Source organism: Nocardiopsis alborubida (assembly GCF_012396365.1).
GTDB lineage: Bacteria > Actinomycetota > Actinomycetes > Streptosporangiales > Streptosporangiaceae > Nocardiopsis > Nocardiopsis alborubida.
Map to the genome: position 1 here is coordinate 62,518 of NZ_JAAXPG010000019.1, position 16,304 is coordinate 78,821.

A 16,304-nucleotide genomic window follows, 5' to 3' on the forward strand; every position below is an offset into this window, starting at 1 on the left:
GCTGCGGTGTGCGCCGTGACCAGGAAGAGCGTGAAGCGGGCGTTTCGGTACCGCTTCCATCCGACCGGTGCGCAGGCGGCTGAGGCCAGGGGCAGCGCGAACCGGGACAAGGCGCGCCGAGAGGCGGCGCGGGTGCACGCCCGCATCACCGGCCGGCGTCGGGACTTCCTGCACAAACCCTCTACCCGACTCGTCCGCGAGAACCAAGCGGTCGTGATCGAGGATTCGACGGTGCGCAACCTGGTCAAGAACCGCAGATGGTCAACCCGCTTTACCACTCGGTCGAACTGACCCGCGGGGCGGTCTTCGGCGCCCTCGGGGGCGGACCGGCACTGCTCCACCTCGGAGTGCCGCTGGTGTGCGTGGTCCTCATGTGGTTCCTGGCGTGCGCCCGGATGAGAAGCCGCGTGGTCGGCTGCCCCCCCCACACACACGGACGGCGTGGGGGCCACCGTCCCCCACGCCGTCCGCGCACCCGTGAGCCGTGCGGCTACTCGCCGCCGCTGGGCGACCAGCGCAGCTCGACGCTGCTGCGCTGACCCTCCTCGGTGACGCTCAGCGCCACGCCCACGGCACCCCACTGGCCGGGGGCCTCCACCTCGCTGTCGGTCAGCACCTGGCGCAGGTCCATGTACCCGGCCATCACCGCCGAGTCCATCTCCTGCATGGTCTGCTGGAAGACCGGGTCGTCGCCCAGGCGCCCGGTGGCGCTGCTGCCCTGGGACACCACCACGGCGTCGCCGTCGGTGCTCACCCCCGGCGGGGTGCTGTACGAGTCGACGACCATGCCCTCGACGAAGTCGCTCAGGACCTGCTCGTCGCCGCCCACCGCGCGGTACTGGAAGGACGCCTCCCCACCGCCGCCGTAGGAGGACCCGAAGAAGCCCTCCAGGTTCATGTCGGTGACACCGAACGCGGTCGAGGAGCCCAGCAGCTGGGTGAAGCCCTCCGGCAGCGGGGCGCCCATCGAGTTGAACTGGCGCTCCATCTCCTGCATCTGGCCGCTGCTCGTCATGAACGGGATCGAGTCGCTCTCGTAGGCGTCGGCCAGCGCCGTGTCCAGGCCGCTGGCGCCCACGGCCATGACCGTGCTCTCGGGCAGCGACTCCATCGCCGCCACGCTCGCGCCCGGGGTCTCGGCCAGCCACGCCAGGTCGGTGCCGTCCACCGTGAGGTCGAAGACGTCCGTCCGCGCCTCCAGGTACTCGCCGTCCACCCGCAGGGACGCGGTCATCCGGCCGCTCAGCTCACCGGTCTCGGCGGCCAGGTCGGCCTCGAACTCCTGGGCGAACTCCTCGACCTCCATCATGCGCGCGAGGTCCGTCCATCCCACGGCCAGGCTGCCGCCGGGCACGTCGGCCATGTCGCCGGAGAAGGTGTCGGCGTCCGCCAGGGGGCCGTGCTCGTCCACCTGGGCGTGCAGGTCGGCCAGCGCCGCGTCGGAGGTGGTGAGGAGCGCGAAGTCGTCGACCACCTCGAAGTAGAGGTCGTCGTAGTCGCCGCTGAGCTGGTCCAGCTCCTCCTGGGCGAGCCGCTCGTCCTCCACAGCGAGGGCGAACGCACCGGCCACGCCGGCGCCCTCGCCCAGCTCGGCCTCTCCGCTGGCGGGCCACATCGCGAAGCCCACGCGCTGGCCGATCCACTCCTCGACCTCGGACTGCTGCGCCTCGGGGAAGGCGGCCACGAAACCCTCGGCGAACAGTCCCGTCATGTCGCCGTCGGGCTCGTCCATCTCCGCGGTGACCTCGTCCGGGAGCTGGTCCACGAACCGCAACAGCTCCATGGCCTGGGAACCGTCGATGGACAGGTCGATCCTGCCGAACGCGAGCGCGCTGCCCGGGAGCACGTCCTCCGGCTGGGGGCCGCCGAAGCTGACCAGCGAGACGGTGGCCCACACCGTGCCGCCCATGAGGAGGAGCGCGGCGCCCGCCGCGGTCGGGATCAGCCAGCGCCTGCTGCGGCCGCCGCCGGAGGGCGGCACGTGCCCGCCGGAGTACTGGCCCCCCGGGAAGGGGCCCGCGGGGGGCGGGCCGCCGGGTGCGCCGCCGCCGAAGCCCGCGGGGTACTGGCCGGGAGCCTGCGGCGGAGGATAGCCCTGCCCCGGCTGCTGGGGCTGCCACTGGGGCTGCTGTGGGGGATCGGGGTAGGACATCAAACCTCCGGCGGGGAATTCCTTGGCGCGTGCACCGCGCAACCAACGCCGGGTCTGATGCCGCATCGACCCGGTGTGGTTCGCGTTCCGCGCCCTTTTCGGTCGGCCGGTGGGGAAGGGCCCGGTGTCCCGTACCGGCCGGGACGGGACACCGGGGTGGAGCTTTCCGCGGAGGTCCTCGGGTCAGCGGCCTAGACCGACTGGGGCTCCTCGCCGCGGTAGGGGGCCGAGGTCAGGTCGACGCCGCTGTAGGAGGCCAGCTTGCCCAGGCGGTGCTCGCTGAGCACCTGGCGGACGGTGCCGCTGCGGCCGCGCATGACCAGGGAGTCGGTGATGACCCGCGCGGACTCGTAGCGGACGCCGCCGACCAGCTCCCCGTCGGTGATGCCGGTCGCGGCGAAGAACACGTCGTCGGACGAGACGAGGTCGTCGGTGCGGAGCACGCGGTCCAGGTCGTGCCCGGCGTCGAGCGCCTTGCGGCGCTCCTCCTCGTCCTTGGGCCACAGGCGGCCCTGGATGACGCCGTCCAGGCACTTCATCGCGCACGCGGTGATGATGCCCTCCGGGGTGCCGCCGATGCCCAGCAGCAGGTCCACGCCGGTCCCCGCGCGGGCCGCCATGATCGCCCCGGCCACGTCGCCGTCGCTGATGAACTTGATCCGGGCGCCCGCGTCGCGCACGTCCTGCACGATCTGCTTGTGCCGGGGGCGGTCCAGGATGACGACGGTCACGTCCTGCGGCGACTTGCCCTTGGCGCGGGCCACGGCCCGGACGTTGTCGGCCACCGGAGCGGCGATGTCCACCACGTCGGCGGCCTCGGGGCCCGTGGCGAGCTTCTCCATGTAGAACACCGCGGAGGGGTCGAACATGGTGTTGCGCGGACTCATCGCGATCACCGACACGGCGTTGGGCATGCCCATGGCGGTCAGGGTGGTGCCGTCGATCGGGTCGACCGCCACGTCCCAGTCCTGGCCGCCGCCGTCGCCGACCCGCTCGCCGTTGTAGAGCATCGGGGCGTTGTCCTTCTCGCCCTCGCCGATCACCACGGTCCCGTTCATGGACACGGTGCTGATCATGTGCCGCATGCCGCGCACCGCGGCGCCGTCCGCGCCGATCTTGTCGCCCTTGCCCACCCAGCGGGCCGCGGCGAGCGCCGCGGTCTCGGTGACGCGGACCAGTTCCAGCGCGAGGTTGCGATCCGGGGCCTTGGGCGGGCTGCTGGACTGCGACATGGACACACCTTTCATCGGGAGAACAGGGCGGGGGCAGGTCTTAGGGTAGTCACCCGATGTGACACCCGCCGGGCCACGGGTACCCCTCGGGGCGGTCACGGGTGGACGGGGACGGACTACTCTGGCGTGACCCGGACTGGAGTGAGGCGTGACAGTGGACAAGACGGACAAGCCCGCGAGGGTCTCCCCGCGCGGCGCGGCCACCCGCAGCGCCCTGCTCAACGCGGCATCCCAGGTCTTTCGCACGGTGGGCTTCGCCAAGGCCGGGGTGAGCGAGGTCGTCGCCGCGGCCGGGGCCAGCGTCGGCAGCCTCTACCACCACTTCAGCGGCAAGGCCGACCTCTACCTCGCCCTGTACGAGGAGTTCCAGCAGCGCCAGCAGGACCGCACCCACCAGGCGGTCGTGGAGGCCCGTTCCGACGGGGAGAAGGACCCCACGCGGCTGATGAACATCGCCGCCCGCGCCTACCTGCTCGGGTGCATCGAGGAGAGGGAGACCACACGGCTGTTCTTCAGCGGTGACGGCCCTCCCGGGTTCGACTACCAGCTGCGGGCCCGGCTCACCCAGTGGACCGACCGCAACGTGGCGCTGTTCCGCAAGGCCGACGAGCCCGTGGACGAGGCCCTGCTCATCGTCGTGAGCGGCGCCATGCTGCTGGCCGTGGCCGAGGTGGTCCAGCGTGAGGACGCCGAGGCCCGCCGGCTCGCCGACGACATCACCGGTCTGCTCACCCAGCTCGAACCCCGGCGCTAAGGGCGCCCGCCGGTAGGTCCTTCGTCCGGGTGCCCCCCGCACAGCGGCCGCGGCTCCTTTCGCCGTGATCTTGTACCCATAGCGAGGTTCGACCGTCGAGCCTCGCTATAAGTACAAGATCACCGCAGGTCAGGGCTCTTGCGTCGCACCAGTAGCGTTTCCGGCCAGTACACACTCGGCACCTAACGGCGGACGTCCTAAGCGCACCCCGGGTCCCCCGGGTCCGGGACCTGCGGCAAGCTGGAGAGGTCATGAGTGAGCACAGCCGGTCCAGCGCGACCTTCAAGAACTACGCCATCTCCCTCGGCGTCATCGTCGGCATCGTCCTGGTCATGGCGTTCGTGGTCGCCACGCGCTCGGGCGAGAGCATTCCGTCGGTGGAGTACCGGCCGGACGCCGACGTCCTGCGGGAGGCGGCGGACTACCCGGTGACGGTGCCCTCCGCCGACCTGGAACAGGAGGGGTGGACGCCCACCAGTTCCACGCTGGACGTGTCCGGGCCGGTCCAGTGGAGCGTGGGATTCGCCACGGCCGAGGACAGCCACGCCATGTTGGTCCAGAGCGACGCCGACCCCGGCGCGGTCCTCGCGGAGAGGGTCCCGGGCGCCGAGCAGGCCGGTACGGTCGCGATCGACGGCCGCGAGTGGGAGCACCACGAGTCCGAGGACGAGAACGCCCTGGTCCTGCGCGAGGAGGGCGCGACCCTGGTCGTGTTCGGCCCCGCCGACCTGGACGAGCTGACCCACCTGGCCGAGGGCCTGGAGACCGACGCCGACGGCGGCGGGGAGCCCGCGGACGGCGCCTGAGCGGGACCGGCGTGCCCCGGCCGCCTCCGGGCGTGCCCGCTTCCTTGCCTTGACGCCAGCGTCAGGGTCTACGGTCGTCCCATGCGCATCGGTGAACTCGCCCGACGTACCGGGACCACGGCCCGCGCCCTGCGGTTCTACGAGACCCAGGGGCTGCTCAGCGCACGGCGCTCGGCCAACGGCTACCGGGACTACGGTGAGGACGACTACCGGCTGGTCAGCGAGATCCTGACCCTCCAGGCCGTCGGCCTCAGCCTCGACGACACCCGTCCGTTCGTCGAGTGCCTGCGCTCGGGCCACGAGACCGGGGACTCCTGCCCCGACTCGATCGAGGTCTACCGGCGCAGGCTCGCGGAGGTGGACGCCTGTCTGGAGCGGCTCGGCGCGATGCGCGACAGTCTCACGGCCAAGCTGTCCGAGGCCCTGGCCCGCGAGGCCGGGGGCTGCGGGGCGGTTGGGCTGTGCACCGCTGAAGCGAACGATCCCAGGGAGCCGTGATGCCGTCCACGAACTCGACCGCCGAGGTGTCCGCCGTCACCGACGAGACCTTCGAACGCGAAGTCCTCGGCGGTGAGGGGCCGGTCCTGGTGGAGTTCTGGGCGGACTGGTGCCCGCCCTGCCGCATGCTGGCCCCGGTGCTCGACCAGATCGCGGACGAGCGCGCCGGAACGCTCGCCGTCCGCAAGGTCAACGCCGACGACAACCCCCTCACCACACGCGGGCACGGGGTGATGTCGCTGCCGACGCTGATGCTCTTCCGCGACGGCGAGCCGGTGCTGAAGCTGGTCGGCGCGCGGTCCAAGGCGCGGCTGCTGTCGGAGGTGGACGCCGCACTGGGGGGCTGACGGAGCGCTCGCGGGCGCGCCGGGCGGTTCTCGCGTCCGGCCCCCGCATGAGGAGGCGCCCGGTCGGTTCTCCCGACCGGGCGCCTTCGCGTACTGGGCGTGCCCCGGAGCCCCGGGAACCCGGGCGCTACTCGGCGCGCAGGTCGCGGCGCAGCTCCTTGGGCAGGGAGAAGGTCAGCGTCTCGTCGGCGGTGGTCACCGGGGTGACCGTGCCGTAGCCGTGTCCGGCCAGCTTGTCGAGCAGCTCGCGCACCAGGATGTCCGGCACGGAGGCGCCGCTGGTCACGCCGACCGTGGTCACGCCCTCCAGCCAGGAGTCGTCCATCAGCGAGGCGTTGTCGATCAGGTGGGCGGCGTCGGCGCCGGCGTCCAGGGCCACCTCCACCAGGCGGACCGAGTTCGACGAGTTGTCGGAGCCGACCACGATGACCAGCTCGCACTCGGGCGCCATCGCCTTGACCGCGTCCTGGCGGTTGGAGGTGGCGTAGCAGATGTCGTCGCTGGGCGGGTCGAGCAGGTTCGGGAAGCGCTCGCGCAGGGCGTCCACCGTCTGGGTGGTCTCGTCCACCGACAGGGTCGTCTGGGAGAGCCACGACACGTTGTCCGGGTCGCGCACCTGAACCTTGTGCACCTCGTCCGGGCTCTCCACGATCTGGATGTGCTCGGGAGCCTCACCGCTGGTGCCCTCGACCTCCTCGTGACCGATGTGGCCGATGAGGATGATGTCCCGGTCCTCGGAGGCGAAGCGCTTGGCCTCCTTGTGGACCTTGGTGACGAGCGGGCAGGTGGCGTCGATCGTCTTGAGGCTGCGCCTGTGCGCCTCCTCGTGCACGACCGGGGAGACGCCGTGCGCGGAGAAGACCACGATGGCACCCTCGGGCACCTCCTCGGTCTCCTCGACGAAGATCGCGCCCCGTTCCTCCAGGGTGCGCACCACGTGGGTGTTGTGCACGATCTGCTTGCGGACGTAGATCGGCGCGCCGTACTGCTCCAGGGCTTTCTCGACGGTGATGACAGCGCGGTCGACACCGGCGCAGTAGCCCCGGGGGTTGGCGAGGAGCACACGGCGTTGGTTCGTGGCAGTCGTCATCGCAGTCATGTGTTACATCCTAGGTGGCTTGGGCGGCGTGCGACCCGGGTGTGGGAGACGGCACTGAACAGGCCGCTTCGGCGCGCGACCGGCGCCAAGGTGACGGTACCGCAACGGGGCGCATCCGGTTGCGCCTCGAAGTGGCGAAATCGTTCACTTCTCCCCTGCTCATGGTGTTCCTCCCTCCTCTATCCTGGTTCACCATCACACGCATTGCAGGCGGTTCGCCCTCACCTCGGCCCTGCCGGTCGGCTGTTCGCGCGCCGCTCACCCCACCCGCCGAGATCACCAGGAGCCCCCGTCCTATGTCGAACCCGACGCTCGCCACGAAGCTGGTCGCCCTGGTCAAGGGCATCTTCGGGCGCAAGGAAACGGCGGCCACGCCTGAGCCCGCGGCCCGGGAGGCGGACGGGACCCCCCAGTCCCCCGCCCCCGCTCCCGCGGAGACCGAGGACGTGACCGCGCCGAGCACGGCCGCGGACGAGGCCGTCGCGACCGAGGCCGAGAAGGCCGAGGCCGCTGGGCCCGCCGCGGAGCAGGAGCCCGCGACATCGGAGGCGAAGGCCGAGGAGCCCGCCGCGGCAGAGGTCGTCGGATCCGAGCCCGAGAAGGCCGGGCCCGCCGCGGAGCAGGAGCCCGCGGCCGCTGAGCAGGCCGTGCGGGAGAAGCCCGCCGAGCCGGTCAAGCCCGCCGAGAAGGAGCCCGAGGAGACCCCCGCCACCTCCGAGGCCCCGGCGACCGCTGAGGCCGCCGAGCCGGTCGGGACCGAGGAGACCGGAAGCGGCCTGGAGGAGCGGACCGAGCCCGCCACCCCCGCCACCGCGGACGTCCCCGAGGAGGGCGCCGCCATCGCGGAGGAGCTCGCCGCCGCCGAGGCGCACACCAAGGTCAGCAGCGACGAGATCCTGGAGAGGGTGCGCAAGGGGGCCGCCCCCTCCCTGGAGGACCTTGCCGTGCCCACGTACGACGAGCTCACCCTGCCCTCGGTCCGCGCACGCCTGCGCAAGCTCACCATCGAGCAGGTCCGCGAGCTGCGCGCCTACGAGGTCGCCCACCAGAGCCGCCCCGAGTTCATCAGGATGTACGACAACCGCATCGCCAAGCTGGAGGCCGAGGCCTGACGCGCGCGGACCGCCGGGGCGGGAGCGCCGTCGGTCCCGCTGACGGCCGCGTCCGCTGGGCACGGGAACCGCGGGGCGGTACGGAACGTCATAGAGGTGACCACACCGGCGCTTCCCGTCCGAAAGGACACCACATGCGTTCCGCTGCCCCCGCCGCCGCGCTCCTCGCTGCCACCGCGTTCTGGCTGACCGGCTGTTCGGTCGGTATCCCCGGGACCGACCAGGAGGTCTCCGTGGACCCCGACGGCGTGTCCGTCGGCAGTGAGGACGGAGAGGTCTCCGTCGACTCCGACGGCGACATCTCGGTCGGCAACGAGGACGGCGGCGTCACCCTCGACGAGGGCGGCGGCATCTCCGTGGACAGCGAGACCGGCGACCTCACCATCGCCACGGTCGAGGGCAGCGTCACCGAGGAGTGCGACGGCCAGAACGTCAACGTGACCGCGAGCGGGGCCGAGGTCGTCCTCAACGGCCAGTGCGGCGAGGTCTCCATCCTGGGCAACGAGCTGACGGTGCACATCGGCAGCGCCGGCTCCATCCGGGTGACCGGCGCCGACAACACCGTCCACCACGCCGAGGGCGAGCCCTCCGTCACCGACATCGGCCTGAACAACACCGTCTCCGCCGGCGGAGACGCGACCGCCTGACCGCGCCGCTCCGCACACGGCGCCCCACCCGGCCCGGTCGCGTCCGGCGACCTCCGGCCGTCCCTGCCCCACCCCGCCCGGCCGCTCCGCCCCCGCTCCTGGCGGGCCTGCCCCGAACTGTCCCCGCCCTGGCCTAGGCTCGGTTGGCATGGGCATGGACAGTTCCGCGGAGGCGCCGCAACCGGTACGCGTCGTCCTCAACGCCGTCGGCCAGTGGATCGGCCGTCTGGGCCGTATCTGGGTCGAGGGCCAGATCGCCGAGCTGAACCGGCGCGGCCGCATGGCCTACATCACGCTGCGCGACCCCGTCGCCAACGTGTCGGTGCGCGTGGTCTGCCAGACCTCGGTCCTGGACGCGCAGAGCCCGCCGCCCGAACCCGGGGCGCGCGTGGTCGTGCACGCCAAGCCCGACTTCTACGAGGTCCGCGGCACCTTCTCGCTGCGCGCCCTGGAGATCCGCCACGTCGGTCTGGGCGAGCTGCTCGCCCGGCTCGAACAGCTGCGCCGCACCCTGACCGCCGAAGGCCTCTTCGACGCCGCGCGCAAGCGCCCCCTGCCCTTCCTGCCCAACACCGTCGGGCTCATCTGCGGGCGCGACTCCGCGGCTGAGCGCGACGTGCTGGAGAACGGGCGCCGCCGCTGGCCAGCCGTGCGCTTCGAGGTGCGCCCGGTCGCCGTCCAGGGGGACCGGGCCGTGCGCGAGGTGATGGAGGCGCTCAAGGACCTGGACTCGCACCCCGACGTCGACGTCATCGTCATCGCCCGGGGCGGCGGTTCCCTGGAGGACCTGCTGCCCTTTTCGGACGAGGCCCTCGTGCGCGCCGTCGCCTCCGCGGGCACTCCCGTGGTGAGCGCGATCGGCCACGAACAGGACGCCCCGCTGCTCGACCACGTCGCCGACGTGCGCGCCTCCACCCCCACCGACGCCGCCAAGAGGACGGTTCCCGACGTCGGCGAGCAGCTGGAGATCATCCGCCAGCTCCGCGACCGGGGCCGCCGGGTCCTCCGGGGCGGGGTGGAGCGCGAACTCTCCTGGCTGGAGGGCATGCGCTCGCGTCCGGTGCTCGCCAGCCCGGTGCGCGAGGTCGACCGGCTCGCCGAGCAGGTCGCGGACCTGCGTGACCGGGCCCGCCGGAGCCTGACCGTGTCGCTGGACCGGTCCGCCGACGGCCTCGGTCACACCCGGGCGCGCCTGCACGCCCTGTCCCCGGCGACCACGCTGGCGCGCGGTTACGCGATCGTGCAGCGCGAGGACGGGTCGGTGGTGCGCTCGGCCCGGGAACCGGACGCGGGGGAGGCCCTGCGCGTACGGTTCGCCGAGGACAGCCTGACCGCAACCGTGGAGTCAGTCCACACCGAAGACACCTCCGAGGAGGGGTAGGAGATGGCAGCCAAGGGCGCCAAGACCCGCGACGAGGGCACCGCCGAGCCCGAGCTCAGCTACGAGGAGAGCCGGGAGGAGCTCAACAACGTCGTCCGGCAGCTGGAGTCGGGCGGACTCAGCCTGAAGGACTCGCTGGCCCTGTGGGAGCGCGGCGAGGAACTGGCCCGGGTGTGCGAGCAGTGGCTGGAGGGCGCCCGCGCCAAACTGGCCGCCGCCATGGACGAGCGCCGGGGGGACGAACCGGGGGACGGCGACACGCCCTTCTGAGGTCCGGGGCCGCCTCGCGGTCCGCGTCCCGGGACGCGCGCGGCCCGTGCGGTGCACTCCTCCGCGCGTGCTGACCCGCCCGCGCCGGGCCTTCCGCGCCGAGCCGCGCGGCCTGGTCCTACCTGCGGCCGTTCAGCTGGTCGCCCAGGTCGCGGATGTTGCCGGGCAGGCCCCGGAACACCCCGATCACCAGGACCAGCGCCGTGCCCAGGAACAGCCAGGGGGCGACCTCGGCCAGCCGCGACGCCAGCCCCAGGAGCAGCACCCGGGCGAACCCCTCGCTGCCCAGGGCCAGCACGCTCTCGGCGGCGACCACGGCGACGAAGAAGGCGATGGGCGGGCTGACCGACAGCGACAGCAGGTCGCTGGGCCGGACCAGGAACGCACCGAGCAGGCAGGCGAGGGTGAAGGCGACTCCCGGAGCCGCGGGGGTGCCCGCCCAGTGCGAGACCATGGCCCCGGCGAAGCTGAACACGATGATGGCCAGCACACCGCCGCGTCCGGTCAGGCGGGGCGGGGTCCCGGGGGCGTTCTCCTTCGGACTCGACACCGGGCGCTCCCTCTTCCTGACATGCGGCACGTCCCGGACGCGACCGTCGGGCCGCACGAAGTACGGTGCGCGCCCGCGTTCGGGGCCGTCCGCCTTCCGCGGGGGCATAGCCGTCCGCCTCCCCAGTGTGTTGCTCACGGTGTTTAGTGTGTCACTTCTCGTGAATGTTCGGTGTCTTTTCCATGGATCGTGTCGTCCTTCCGGCTGCTTGTCCCATCCGCGACGAACACGCCGTCCTCCCCGTTGGACACCGGCTTGGGCCGTTGTGGTTCCGATGTTTCGCGACGAACGTCCGTTCCGTTCCTCTGCCCCCCGGATCCCGGACCACTCCGGCCTCCAGAGCCTGCCCCGGTGCCGCCCTGGTCCGACAGCTCGGGCGCCACCACCGCGCGCGGACGCTCCTCCACGCCCACGGGCCGGTCCAGCTCGCCGTCCACCAGCCCCAGCTCGCCGAACCGGCGGGCCGTCACCAGCACCCGGCTCTCCAGCGACCCCACGGTCTGGTTGTAGGCGCTCACCGTCCGGGTCAGGGCCCGGCCCAACCCCTCCACGTGCCCGCCGAGCGTGCCCAGCCGCTCGTGCAGCTGCTTGCCCAGGTCGAACACCGCCCGCGCGTTCTCGCTCAGCGCCTCCTGCTGCCAGGCGTACTGCGCCGTCCGCAGCAGGGAGATCAGCGTCGTCGGCGTCGCGATGTGCACCCGCCGCCCCATCGCGTACTCCAGCAGTTCCGGGTCGTACTCCAGGGCCGGGGCCAGGAACGCCTCCCCGGGGATGAACAGCACCACGAACTCCGGCGCGGGGGTGAACGCCGACCAGTACGCCTTGGCCGCCAGCTGGTCCACGTGCGTGCGCAGGTGCCTGGCGTGCACGCGCAGGTGCCGCGCGGCCTCCTCCGCGCCCGCCTCCACGGCGTCCAGGTAGGCCGCCAGCGGGACCTTGGAGTCCACCACGATGTTCTTGCCGCCCGCCAGGCGCACCACCATGTCCGGGCGCTGCGACCCGTCGCGCGTGGCGGCCTGCTCCTCGAAGTCGCAGTGCGAGCCCATCCCCGCCAGTTCCGCCACCCTGCGCAGCTGGAGCTCGCCCCACCGGCCGCGCGCCTCGGGCCGCCGCAGCGCCGTCACCAGCGACTGCGTCTGGTCGCGCAACCGCTCCGAGCCCTCGCGCACGTACTCGACCTGCTTGGCCAGCTCCGCGTGGGCCGCGGCGCGCCCCGCGTCGGCCTCCCGCAGCTGGCGCTCCACCCGGTCCAGGGTCCGCGTGAGCGGCTCGACCATGCGCTCCACCGCGCGGCGCCGCTCGTCCAGGTCGCCCCCGGCCTCGGCGCTGACCGCGCGCAGCCGTCCCTCCGCCAGCTCCATGAAGCGCTGGTTGGTCTGGTCCAGGGCCTGCGCGGACAGGGCGCGGAACCGGTCGGCGAGCTGTTCCTCCACGTAGGCCGCCCGTTCCTGGGCCGCGCGGGCGTCGGCCCGAGTCTCGGCCTCCCGGCCGCGGGCCAGGACCCAGCCCACGGCGGTGCCGACCGCCAGACCGATCAGGAGCATGAGTACGAGTGCGAGGCCGTTCATGGCCGTCCATGGTGTCAGCCCGCGCCGTCGTGCGGGCCCCCGCCACGCAGGACATCGGTGAGCAGTCCCGCCAAGTCCGGCATGTCCGCCGGCCCCGGGCTCCGCGGGGACGGGTTTTCGGTGCGCGGACCCGAACGGTACGGAGCCCCGAAGGGGAGTGGGATCGGACACGAGGCCGCTTCCGGTCATTCACTTCCCTTGTGCAAAAGTTTTCGAGAACCTGAGGTCTCCGTACGGGGGCCGGAGCACCTCTCGCCGGCCCCCGTACCTGGCAGTCCCTCACTTCCCCAGGAGGCCCGCTCCCATGAGACTGGAGACCTACACCCGCGGCACCGGAGACCTCACCGTGCTCCTCGTCCACGGATCCATGGCCACCCACGAGACCTGGCACGCCGTCGAGGACGCGCTGGTCGAACGCGGCCGCCGGGTGGTCAGCGTGGACATGCGCGGCCACGGCAGCAGCCCGCGCGGCGCCTACTCCGTGGCGGCGCTCGGCGACGACCTGGCGGACTCCCTGCCCACCGGGGCCGACCTGGCCATCGGCCACTCCACGGGCGCGGTCGCGCTCTCGCTGGCGGTGGAGCGGTTGCGCCCGGCCCGCGCGGTGTACGTGGACCCGGCGTTCCGCCTGCCCCCCATGCACGCCGACGCCGGCGAGCGCGTGCGCCGCGTCTTCGTCACCGCCGACGCCACACGCGTGCGCCAGAGCAACCCCAGGTGGACCGACGACGACGTCGAGAGGGAGGTCAGGGGCTTCGCCGCCTTCGACCCGGAGTTCTTCGACTTCGTCGCCGAGGAGATCGCCGGTCACGACCTCCTCCCCGGCGAACCGGTCGTACCCTCCCTCGTCCTGCGCGCGGGCGACAGCGTCACCGTCACGCCCCAGACCGCGGACGAGCTGACCCGGCGCGGCTTCACCGTCCGGGTCGTGGAGGGCGCCGGGCACTGCGTCCACCGGGACAACCTGCCCGGGTTCCTCGCCGCACTGGAGGGGTGGCTCTAGGGGGTGTTCCGCGGGGGCTTCCGGGTCAGCGAGCCCGCGAGCCCGAAACGGTCCAAGGAGCACGACCTAGGGGTCCGGGTTCCCCCGGGAGCCGGGACGGCAGGACTCCAGCGCCCTGCGCCAGCCGCGCACCGAGGGCCAGAACTCCTCCGTCACCGGCTCCGGCGTGAACAGCCACATCCGTTCCCACGCGGGGGAGGCCCGGCCCGAGATCTCCGGGCGCGGCTCGTAGGGCGGTGGTCCGCTCACCGGGTACCAGGTGTACTCCAGCGGGTCGAGCAGCGCCATGAGCCGCTCCTCCACGCCCCGGTCGGGCCGCACCTTCACCAGCATCCACGGCCGGTAGCGGCGCAGGACCTCCAGCCCTCCGGCGACCACGTCCGGCTCCGTGCCGACCGTGTCGATCTTGAGCACGGTCGGGAAGGCCGAGGCGTCCTCGTTCCACCGCGCCAGGGTGGTCACCTCGACGGTGATGTGCGACAGGTCGGTGCGCGCCGAGCGCACCAGCGTGTTGCACATGTCGTTGTGCCGGGCCCGCCGCAGGTGGGCGGTGCCGGTGTGGTTGCTCAACGCCAGTTCCACCACGGTGAAGCCCAGGTCCGCCGACGAGGACACCACCCGGGCCGCCGCGGCGATCTCAGGGGTGGGCTCGAACGCGAACACCGGGCGGCGCGTGCGCGCGGCGGCCAGCAGCGAGTACACCCCCACCCCGGAGCCCACGTCGAACACCGCGCCGGGGCGGGTGTGGTCGAGCATCGCCATGAAGCAGGCCAGGCTGTCGGGCTCGTGCCGGGCCAGCCCGAAGGCGGCCAGTCGCCGCGGAACGGTGAGGTCGCCGGGCAGCCGCAGGGAGAGGCCGTCCGGGCCGATCCGGCGCGTGTCCGAGTCCAGGCGGGGCAGGGAGAAGACCACCTCGCGGGTCCACGGAGGGACCCGGTCCGGGTCCAGCCCGCCCAGCCGTCTGGGCAGCCGGACGCGGATCTTGCGGGCCGCGAAGCGTACGAGCGGGTAGCGGCGCACGAGCGCCCTCAGTTGGTCGGTGACCACGGTTGTCTCCCCCCAGGAAAGGTGCTGCGACGGGGAGCGCCGGTCCACGGCGTCAGCCGTGTGCTCCGGCGCCCTCGTCCGACGCGGTCCGGGGCCGGTCCTCCCACCGGTCGCCGCACCGCGCGCCTGCCGAGCCAGCGGCGGTGTGTCGGTCCGGGTCCGGGAAGGCGGAGCCGTGCGTGCGACGGGCGGCCCGCGCACCGGACGGTCGCCGCCCCGGTTCCCGGCAGCATCTGTCGAACCTACTGTGAGTAGCGTCTCCTGTGCACTGCGTTTCGGCGATTGGCCCTGTTTTTCCGGTCCGGTATCGCCCGAGGCCCCGCGTCCCGCCTTCCGCCCCGCCGTCCGGGGCGGGACCCGGCCCGTTGACCGGGCCGGGGGCGGCGGTGGGGAGGTCTCCGGCCCCGGGCGGGGCGACCGGGAGCCGGACACGGCTGGACCGCCCACCCGCCGGTCCGCATAGACTCTGACCTTGTGAGTCTGTCTATCGGGATCGTCGGCCTGCCCAACGTCGGCAAGTCCACCCTCTTCAACGCGCTGACCAAGAACGACGCCCTGGCCGCGAACTACCCGTTCGCGACCATCGAGCCCAACGTCGGGGTCGTGGGCGTTCCCGACGCCCGGCTCGGGAAGCTGGCCGAGATCTTCGGCTCGGCGAAGGTCATCCCGGCGACGGTGGACTTCGTCGACATCGCGGGCATCGTGCGCGGCGCCTCCACCGGTGAGGGCCTGGGCAACAAGTTCCTGGCCAACATCCGCGAGAGCGACGCCATCTGCCAGGTGATCCGGGCCTTCGACGACCCCGACGTCACGCACGTCGACGGCGACGTCGAGCCCTCCCGCGACATCGAGACCATCAACACCGAGCTGATCCTGGCCGACCTCCAGACCCTGGAGAAGGCGCTTCCCCGCCTGGAGAAGGACGCCAAGCGCAACGCCAAGGACAAGGGCGCCCAGGAGCTGCTCCAGGCCGCCCGCGACGCCCAGGAGGTCCTCGACGGGGGCACCTCGCTGTCCGCGGCCAAGGGCGTGGACCTGGACCGGCTGCGCGAGCTGAGCCTGCTCACGGTCAAGCCGTTCATCTACGTGTTCAACCTCGACACCGACGAGCTGGCCGACGGGGCGCTGCGCACCAAGCTCCAGGAGCTCGTCGCCCCGGCCGAGGCGATCTTCCTGGACGCCAAGATCGAGGCGGAGCTGGCCGAGCTGGACGAGGACGAGGCGCAGGAGCTGCTGGAGTCCATGGGCCAGACCGAGTCGGGCCTGGCCCAGCTCGCCCGGGTCGGCTTCGCCACCCTGGGCCTGCAGACCTACCTGACCGCCGGGCCCAAGGAGGCCCGCGCCTGGACGATCCGCAAGGGCGCCACCGCCCCCGAGGCCGCCGGGGTCATCCACACCGACTTCCAGCGCGGCTTCATCAAGGCCGAGGTGGTCTCCTTCGACGACCTGGTCGCCGCGGGCGACATGCAGACCGCCCGCGCGGCGGGCAAGGTCCGCATGGAGGGCAAGGAATACGTGATGGCCGACGGCGACGTGGTGGAGTTCCGCTTCAACGTCTGACCGCGCCGCGCACCCGTGAACAGGGGCCGCGGACCCGCGCCGAACCTCCGGCGCCCGGGTCCGCGGCCCCTGTCGTGTGTCGCGGGGCGCTCGCCCGGACCAGCAAGCTGACCGAGGACATCCGCCGGGACCCCTTCACCGGCATGGGCAGGCCGGAGTCCCTGAAGCGCCACCTGCCCGGCGCCTGGTCACGGCACATCGACGACGGGCACCGCCTGGTCTGCGTCGCCACGGGGCGCGGGACCGTCGTCACCGCCGCTCGCCACCACTACTGACGG

At 72.6% G+C, this 16,304-nt stretch carries 17 protein-coding genes and 1 pseudogene; 12 read left to right on the forward strand and 6 right to left on the reverse strand.

Features of this window, described 5'->3' with window-relative positions; genetic code table 11:
* Window positions 1–81 precede the first annotated feature (81 nt).
* Window positions 82–258 (forward strand): annotated as a pseudogene (locus HGB44_RS19865) (transposase); the annotation flags it as partial.
* A 232-nt stretch (window positions 259–490) separates the two neighbouring features.
* Here the strand turns inward: HGB44_RS19865 and HGB44_RS19870 are convergent.
* Window positions 491–2,152 carry a hypothetical protein gene (locus HGB44_RS19870; RefSeq protein WP_061078285.1) on the reverse strand — a complete coding sequence of 554 codons (1,662 nt, stop codon included), beginning with the start codon at window positions 2,150–2,152 and terminating at the stop codon, window positions 491–493.
* Between the two features lie 191 nt (window positions 2,153–2,343).
* Window positions 2,344–3,384, reverse strand: a complete 1,041-nt coding sequence (gene glpX / locus HGB44_RS19875) for a class II fructose-bisphosphatase (RefSeq protein WP_061078304.1) — start codon at window positions 3,382–3,384, stop codon at window positions 2,344–2,346.
* Window positions 3,385–3,538: 154 nt separating this feature from the next.
* On the opposite strand from glpX, the gene HGB44_RS19880 reads away from it, so the two are divergent.
* From HGB44_RS19880 to trxA, 4 genes are all read left to right on the forward strand, one after another.
* Entirely contained in the window at window positions 3,539–4,138 is a 600-nt protein-coding gene (locus HGB44_RS19880; protein WP_061078284.1) for a TetR/AcrR family transcriptional regulator, read from the forward strand.
* Window positions 4,139–4,389: 251 nt separating this feature from the next.
* The gene (locus tag HGB44_RS19885) at window positions 4,390–4,944 is read left to right on the forward strand and encodes a DUF4245 domain-containing protein (RefSeq protein WP_061078283.1); all 555 of its coding nucleotides are present in this window, start codon (window positions 4,390–4,392) and stop codon (window positions 4,942–4,944) included.
* An 81-nt stretch (window positions 4,945–5,025) separates the two neighbouring features.
* A complete protein-coding gene (locus HGB44_RS19890) occupies window positions 5,026–5,442 on the forward strand; it encodes a MerR family transcriptional regulator (RefSeq protein ID WP_061078282.1) in 417 nt (138 codons plus the stop codon).
* Window positions 5,442–5,789 (forward strand): thioredoxin, encoded by a 348-nt coding sequence (gene trxA, locus HGB44_RS19895; RefSeq protein WP_061078281.1) that lies wholly within the window; start codon window positions 5,442–5,444, stop codon window positions 5,787–5,789. Before HGB44_RS19890 ends, trxA begins: the two co-directional genes overlap by 1 nt.
* Before the next feature lie 127 nt (window positions 5,790–5,916).
* On the opposite strand, the gene HGB44_RS19900 is transcribed toward trxA, so the two are convergent.
* Window positions 5,917–6,888, reverse strand: coding sequence for a 4-hydroxy-3-methylbut-2-enyl diphosphate reductase (locus HGB44_RS19900; protein ID WP_210751905.1), 972 nt, complete (start codon window positions 6,886–6,888; stop codon window positions 5,917–5,919).
* 296 nt (window positions 6,889–7,184) lie between these two features.
* On the opposite strand from HGB44_RS19900, the gene HGB44_RS19905 reads away from it, so the two are divergent.
* The 4 genes from HGB44_RS19905 (at window position 7,185) to HGB44_RS19920 (ending at window position 10,298) form a co-directional block, all read left to right on the forward strand.
* On the forward strand, window positions 7,185–8,000 hold the full coding sequence (locus HGB44_RS19905; protein ID WP_061078279.1) for a hypothetical protein: 816 nt from the start codon (window positions 7,185–7,187) through the stop codon (window positions 7,998–8,000).
* 134 nt (window positions 8,001–8,134) lie between these two features.
* Window positions 8,135–8,647, forward strand: coding sequence for a DUF3060 domain-containing protein (locus HGB44_RS19910; RefSeq protein ID WP_061078278.1), 513 nt, complete (start codon window positions 8,135–8,137; stop codon window positions 8,645–8,647).
* A gap of 148 nt (window positions 8,648–8,795) precedes the next feature.
* A complete protein-coding gene (gene xseA / locus HGB44_RS19915; protein ID WP_061078277.1) occupies window positions 8,796–10,028 on the forward strand; it encodes an exodeoxyribonuclease VII large subunit in 1,233 nt (410 codons plus the stop codon).
* Window positions 10,029–10,031: 3 nt separating this feature from the next.
* Entirely contained in the window at window positions 10,032–10,298 is a 267-nt protein-coding gene (locus HGB44_RS19920; protein ID WP_061078276.1) for an exodeoxyribonuclease VII small subunit, read from the forward strand.
* 118 nt (window positions 10,299–10,416) lie between these two features.
* Here the strand turns inward: HGB44_RS19920 and HGB44_RS19925 are convergent, their stop codons facing one another.
* Complete coding sequence (locus tag HGB44_RS19925; RefSeq protein ID WP_061078275.1) at window positions 10,417–10,956, reverse strand: DUF6542 domain-containing protein; 540 nt, start codon at window positions 10,954–10,956, stop codon at window positions 10,417–10,419.
* A 35-nt stretch (window positions 10,957–10,991) separates the two neighbouring features.
* Entirely contained in the window at window positions 10,992–12,416 is a 1,425-nt protein-coding gene (gene rmuC, locus HGB44_RS19930) for a DNA recombination protein RmuC (protein WP_061078274.1), read from the reverse strand.
* Between the two features lie 304 nt (window positions 12,417–12,720).
* On the opposite strand from rmuC, the gene HGB44_RS19935 reads away from it, so the two are divergent.
* Window positions 12,721–13,419, forward strand: coding sequence for an alpha/beta fold hydrolase (locus HGB44_RS19935; protein WP_061078273.1), 699 nt, complete (start codon window positions 12,721–12,723; stop codon window positions 13,417–13,419).
* Between the two features lie 66 nt (window positions 13,420–13,485).
* On the opposite strand, the gene HGB44_RS19940 is transcribed toward HGB44_RS19935, so the two are convergent.
* Complete coding sequence (locus HGB44_RS19940; protein ID WP_061078272.1) at window positions 13,486–14,466, reverse strand: FkbM family methyltransferase; 981 nt, start codon at window positions 14,464–14,466, stop codon at window positions 13,486–13,488.
* A gap of 474 nt (window positions 14,467–14,940) precedes the next feature.
* Between HGB44_RS19940 and ychF the strand changes: the two genes are divergently transcribed.
* Both ychF and HGB44_RS32500 read left to right on the forward strand, forming a co-directional pair.
* The gene (gene ychF, locus HGB44_RS19945; protein WP_061078271.1) at window positions 14,941–16,026 is read left to right on the forward strand and encodes a redox-regulated ATPase YchF; all 1,086 of its coding nucleotides are present in this window, start codon (window positions 14,941–14,943) and stop codon (window positions 16,024–16,026) included.
* A 74-nt stretch (window positions 16,027–16,100) separates the two neighbouring features.
* Window positions 16,101–16,301, forward strand: coding sequence for a Txe/YoeB family addiction module toxin (locus HGB44_RS32500; RefSeq protein WP_061078270.1), 201 nt, complete (start codon window positions 16,101–16,103; stop codon window positions 16,299–16,301).
* Window positions 16,302–16,304: the final 3 nt, after the last annotated feature.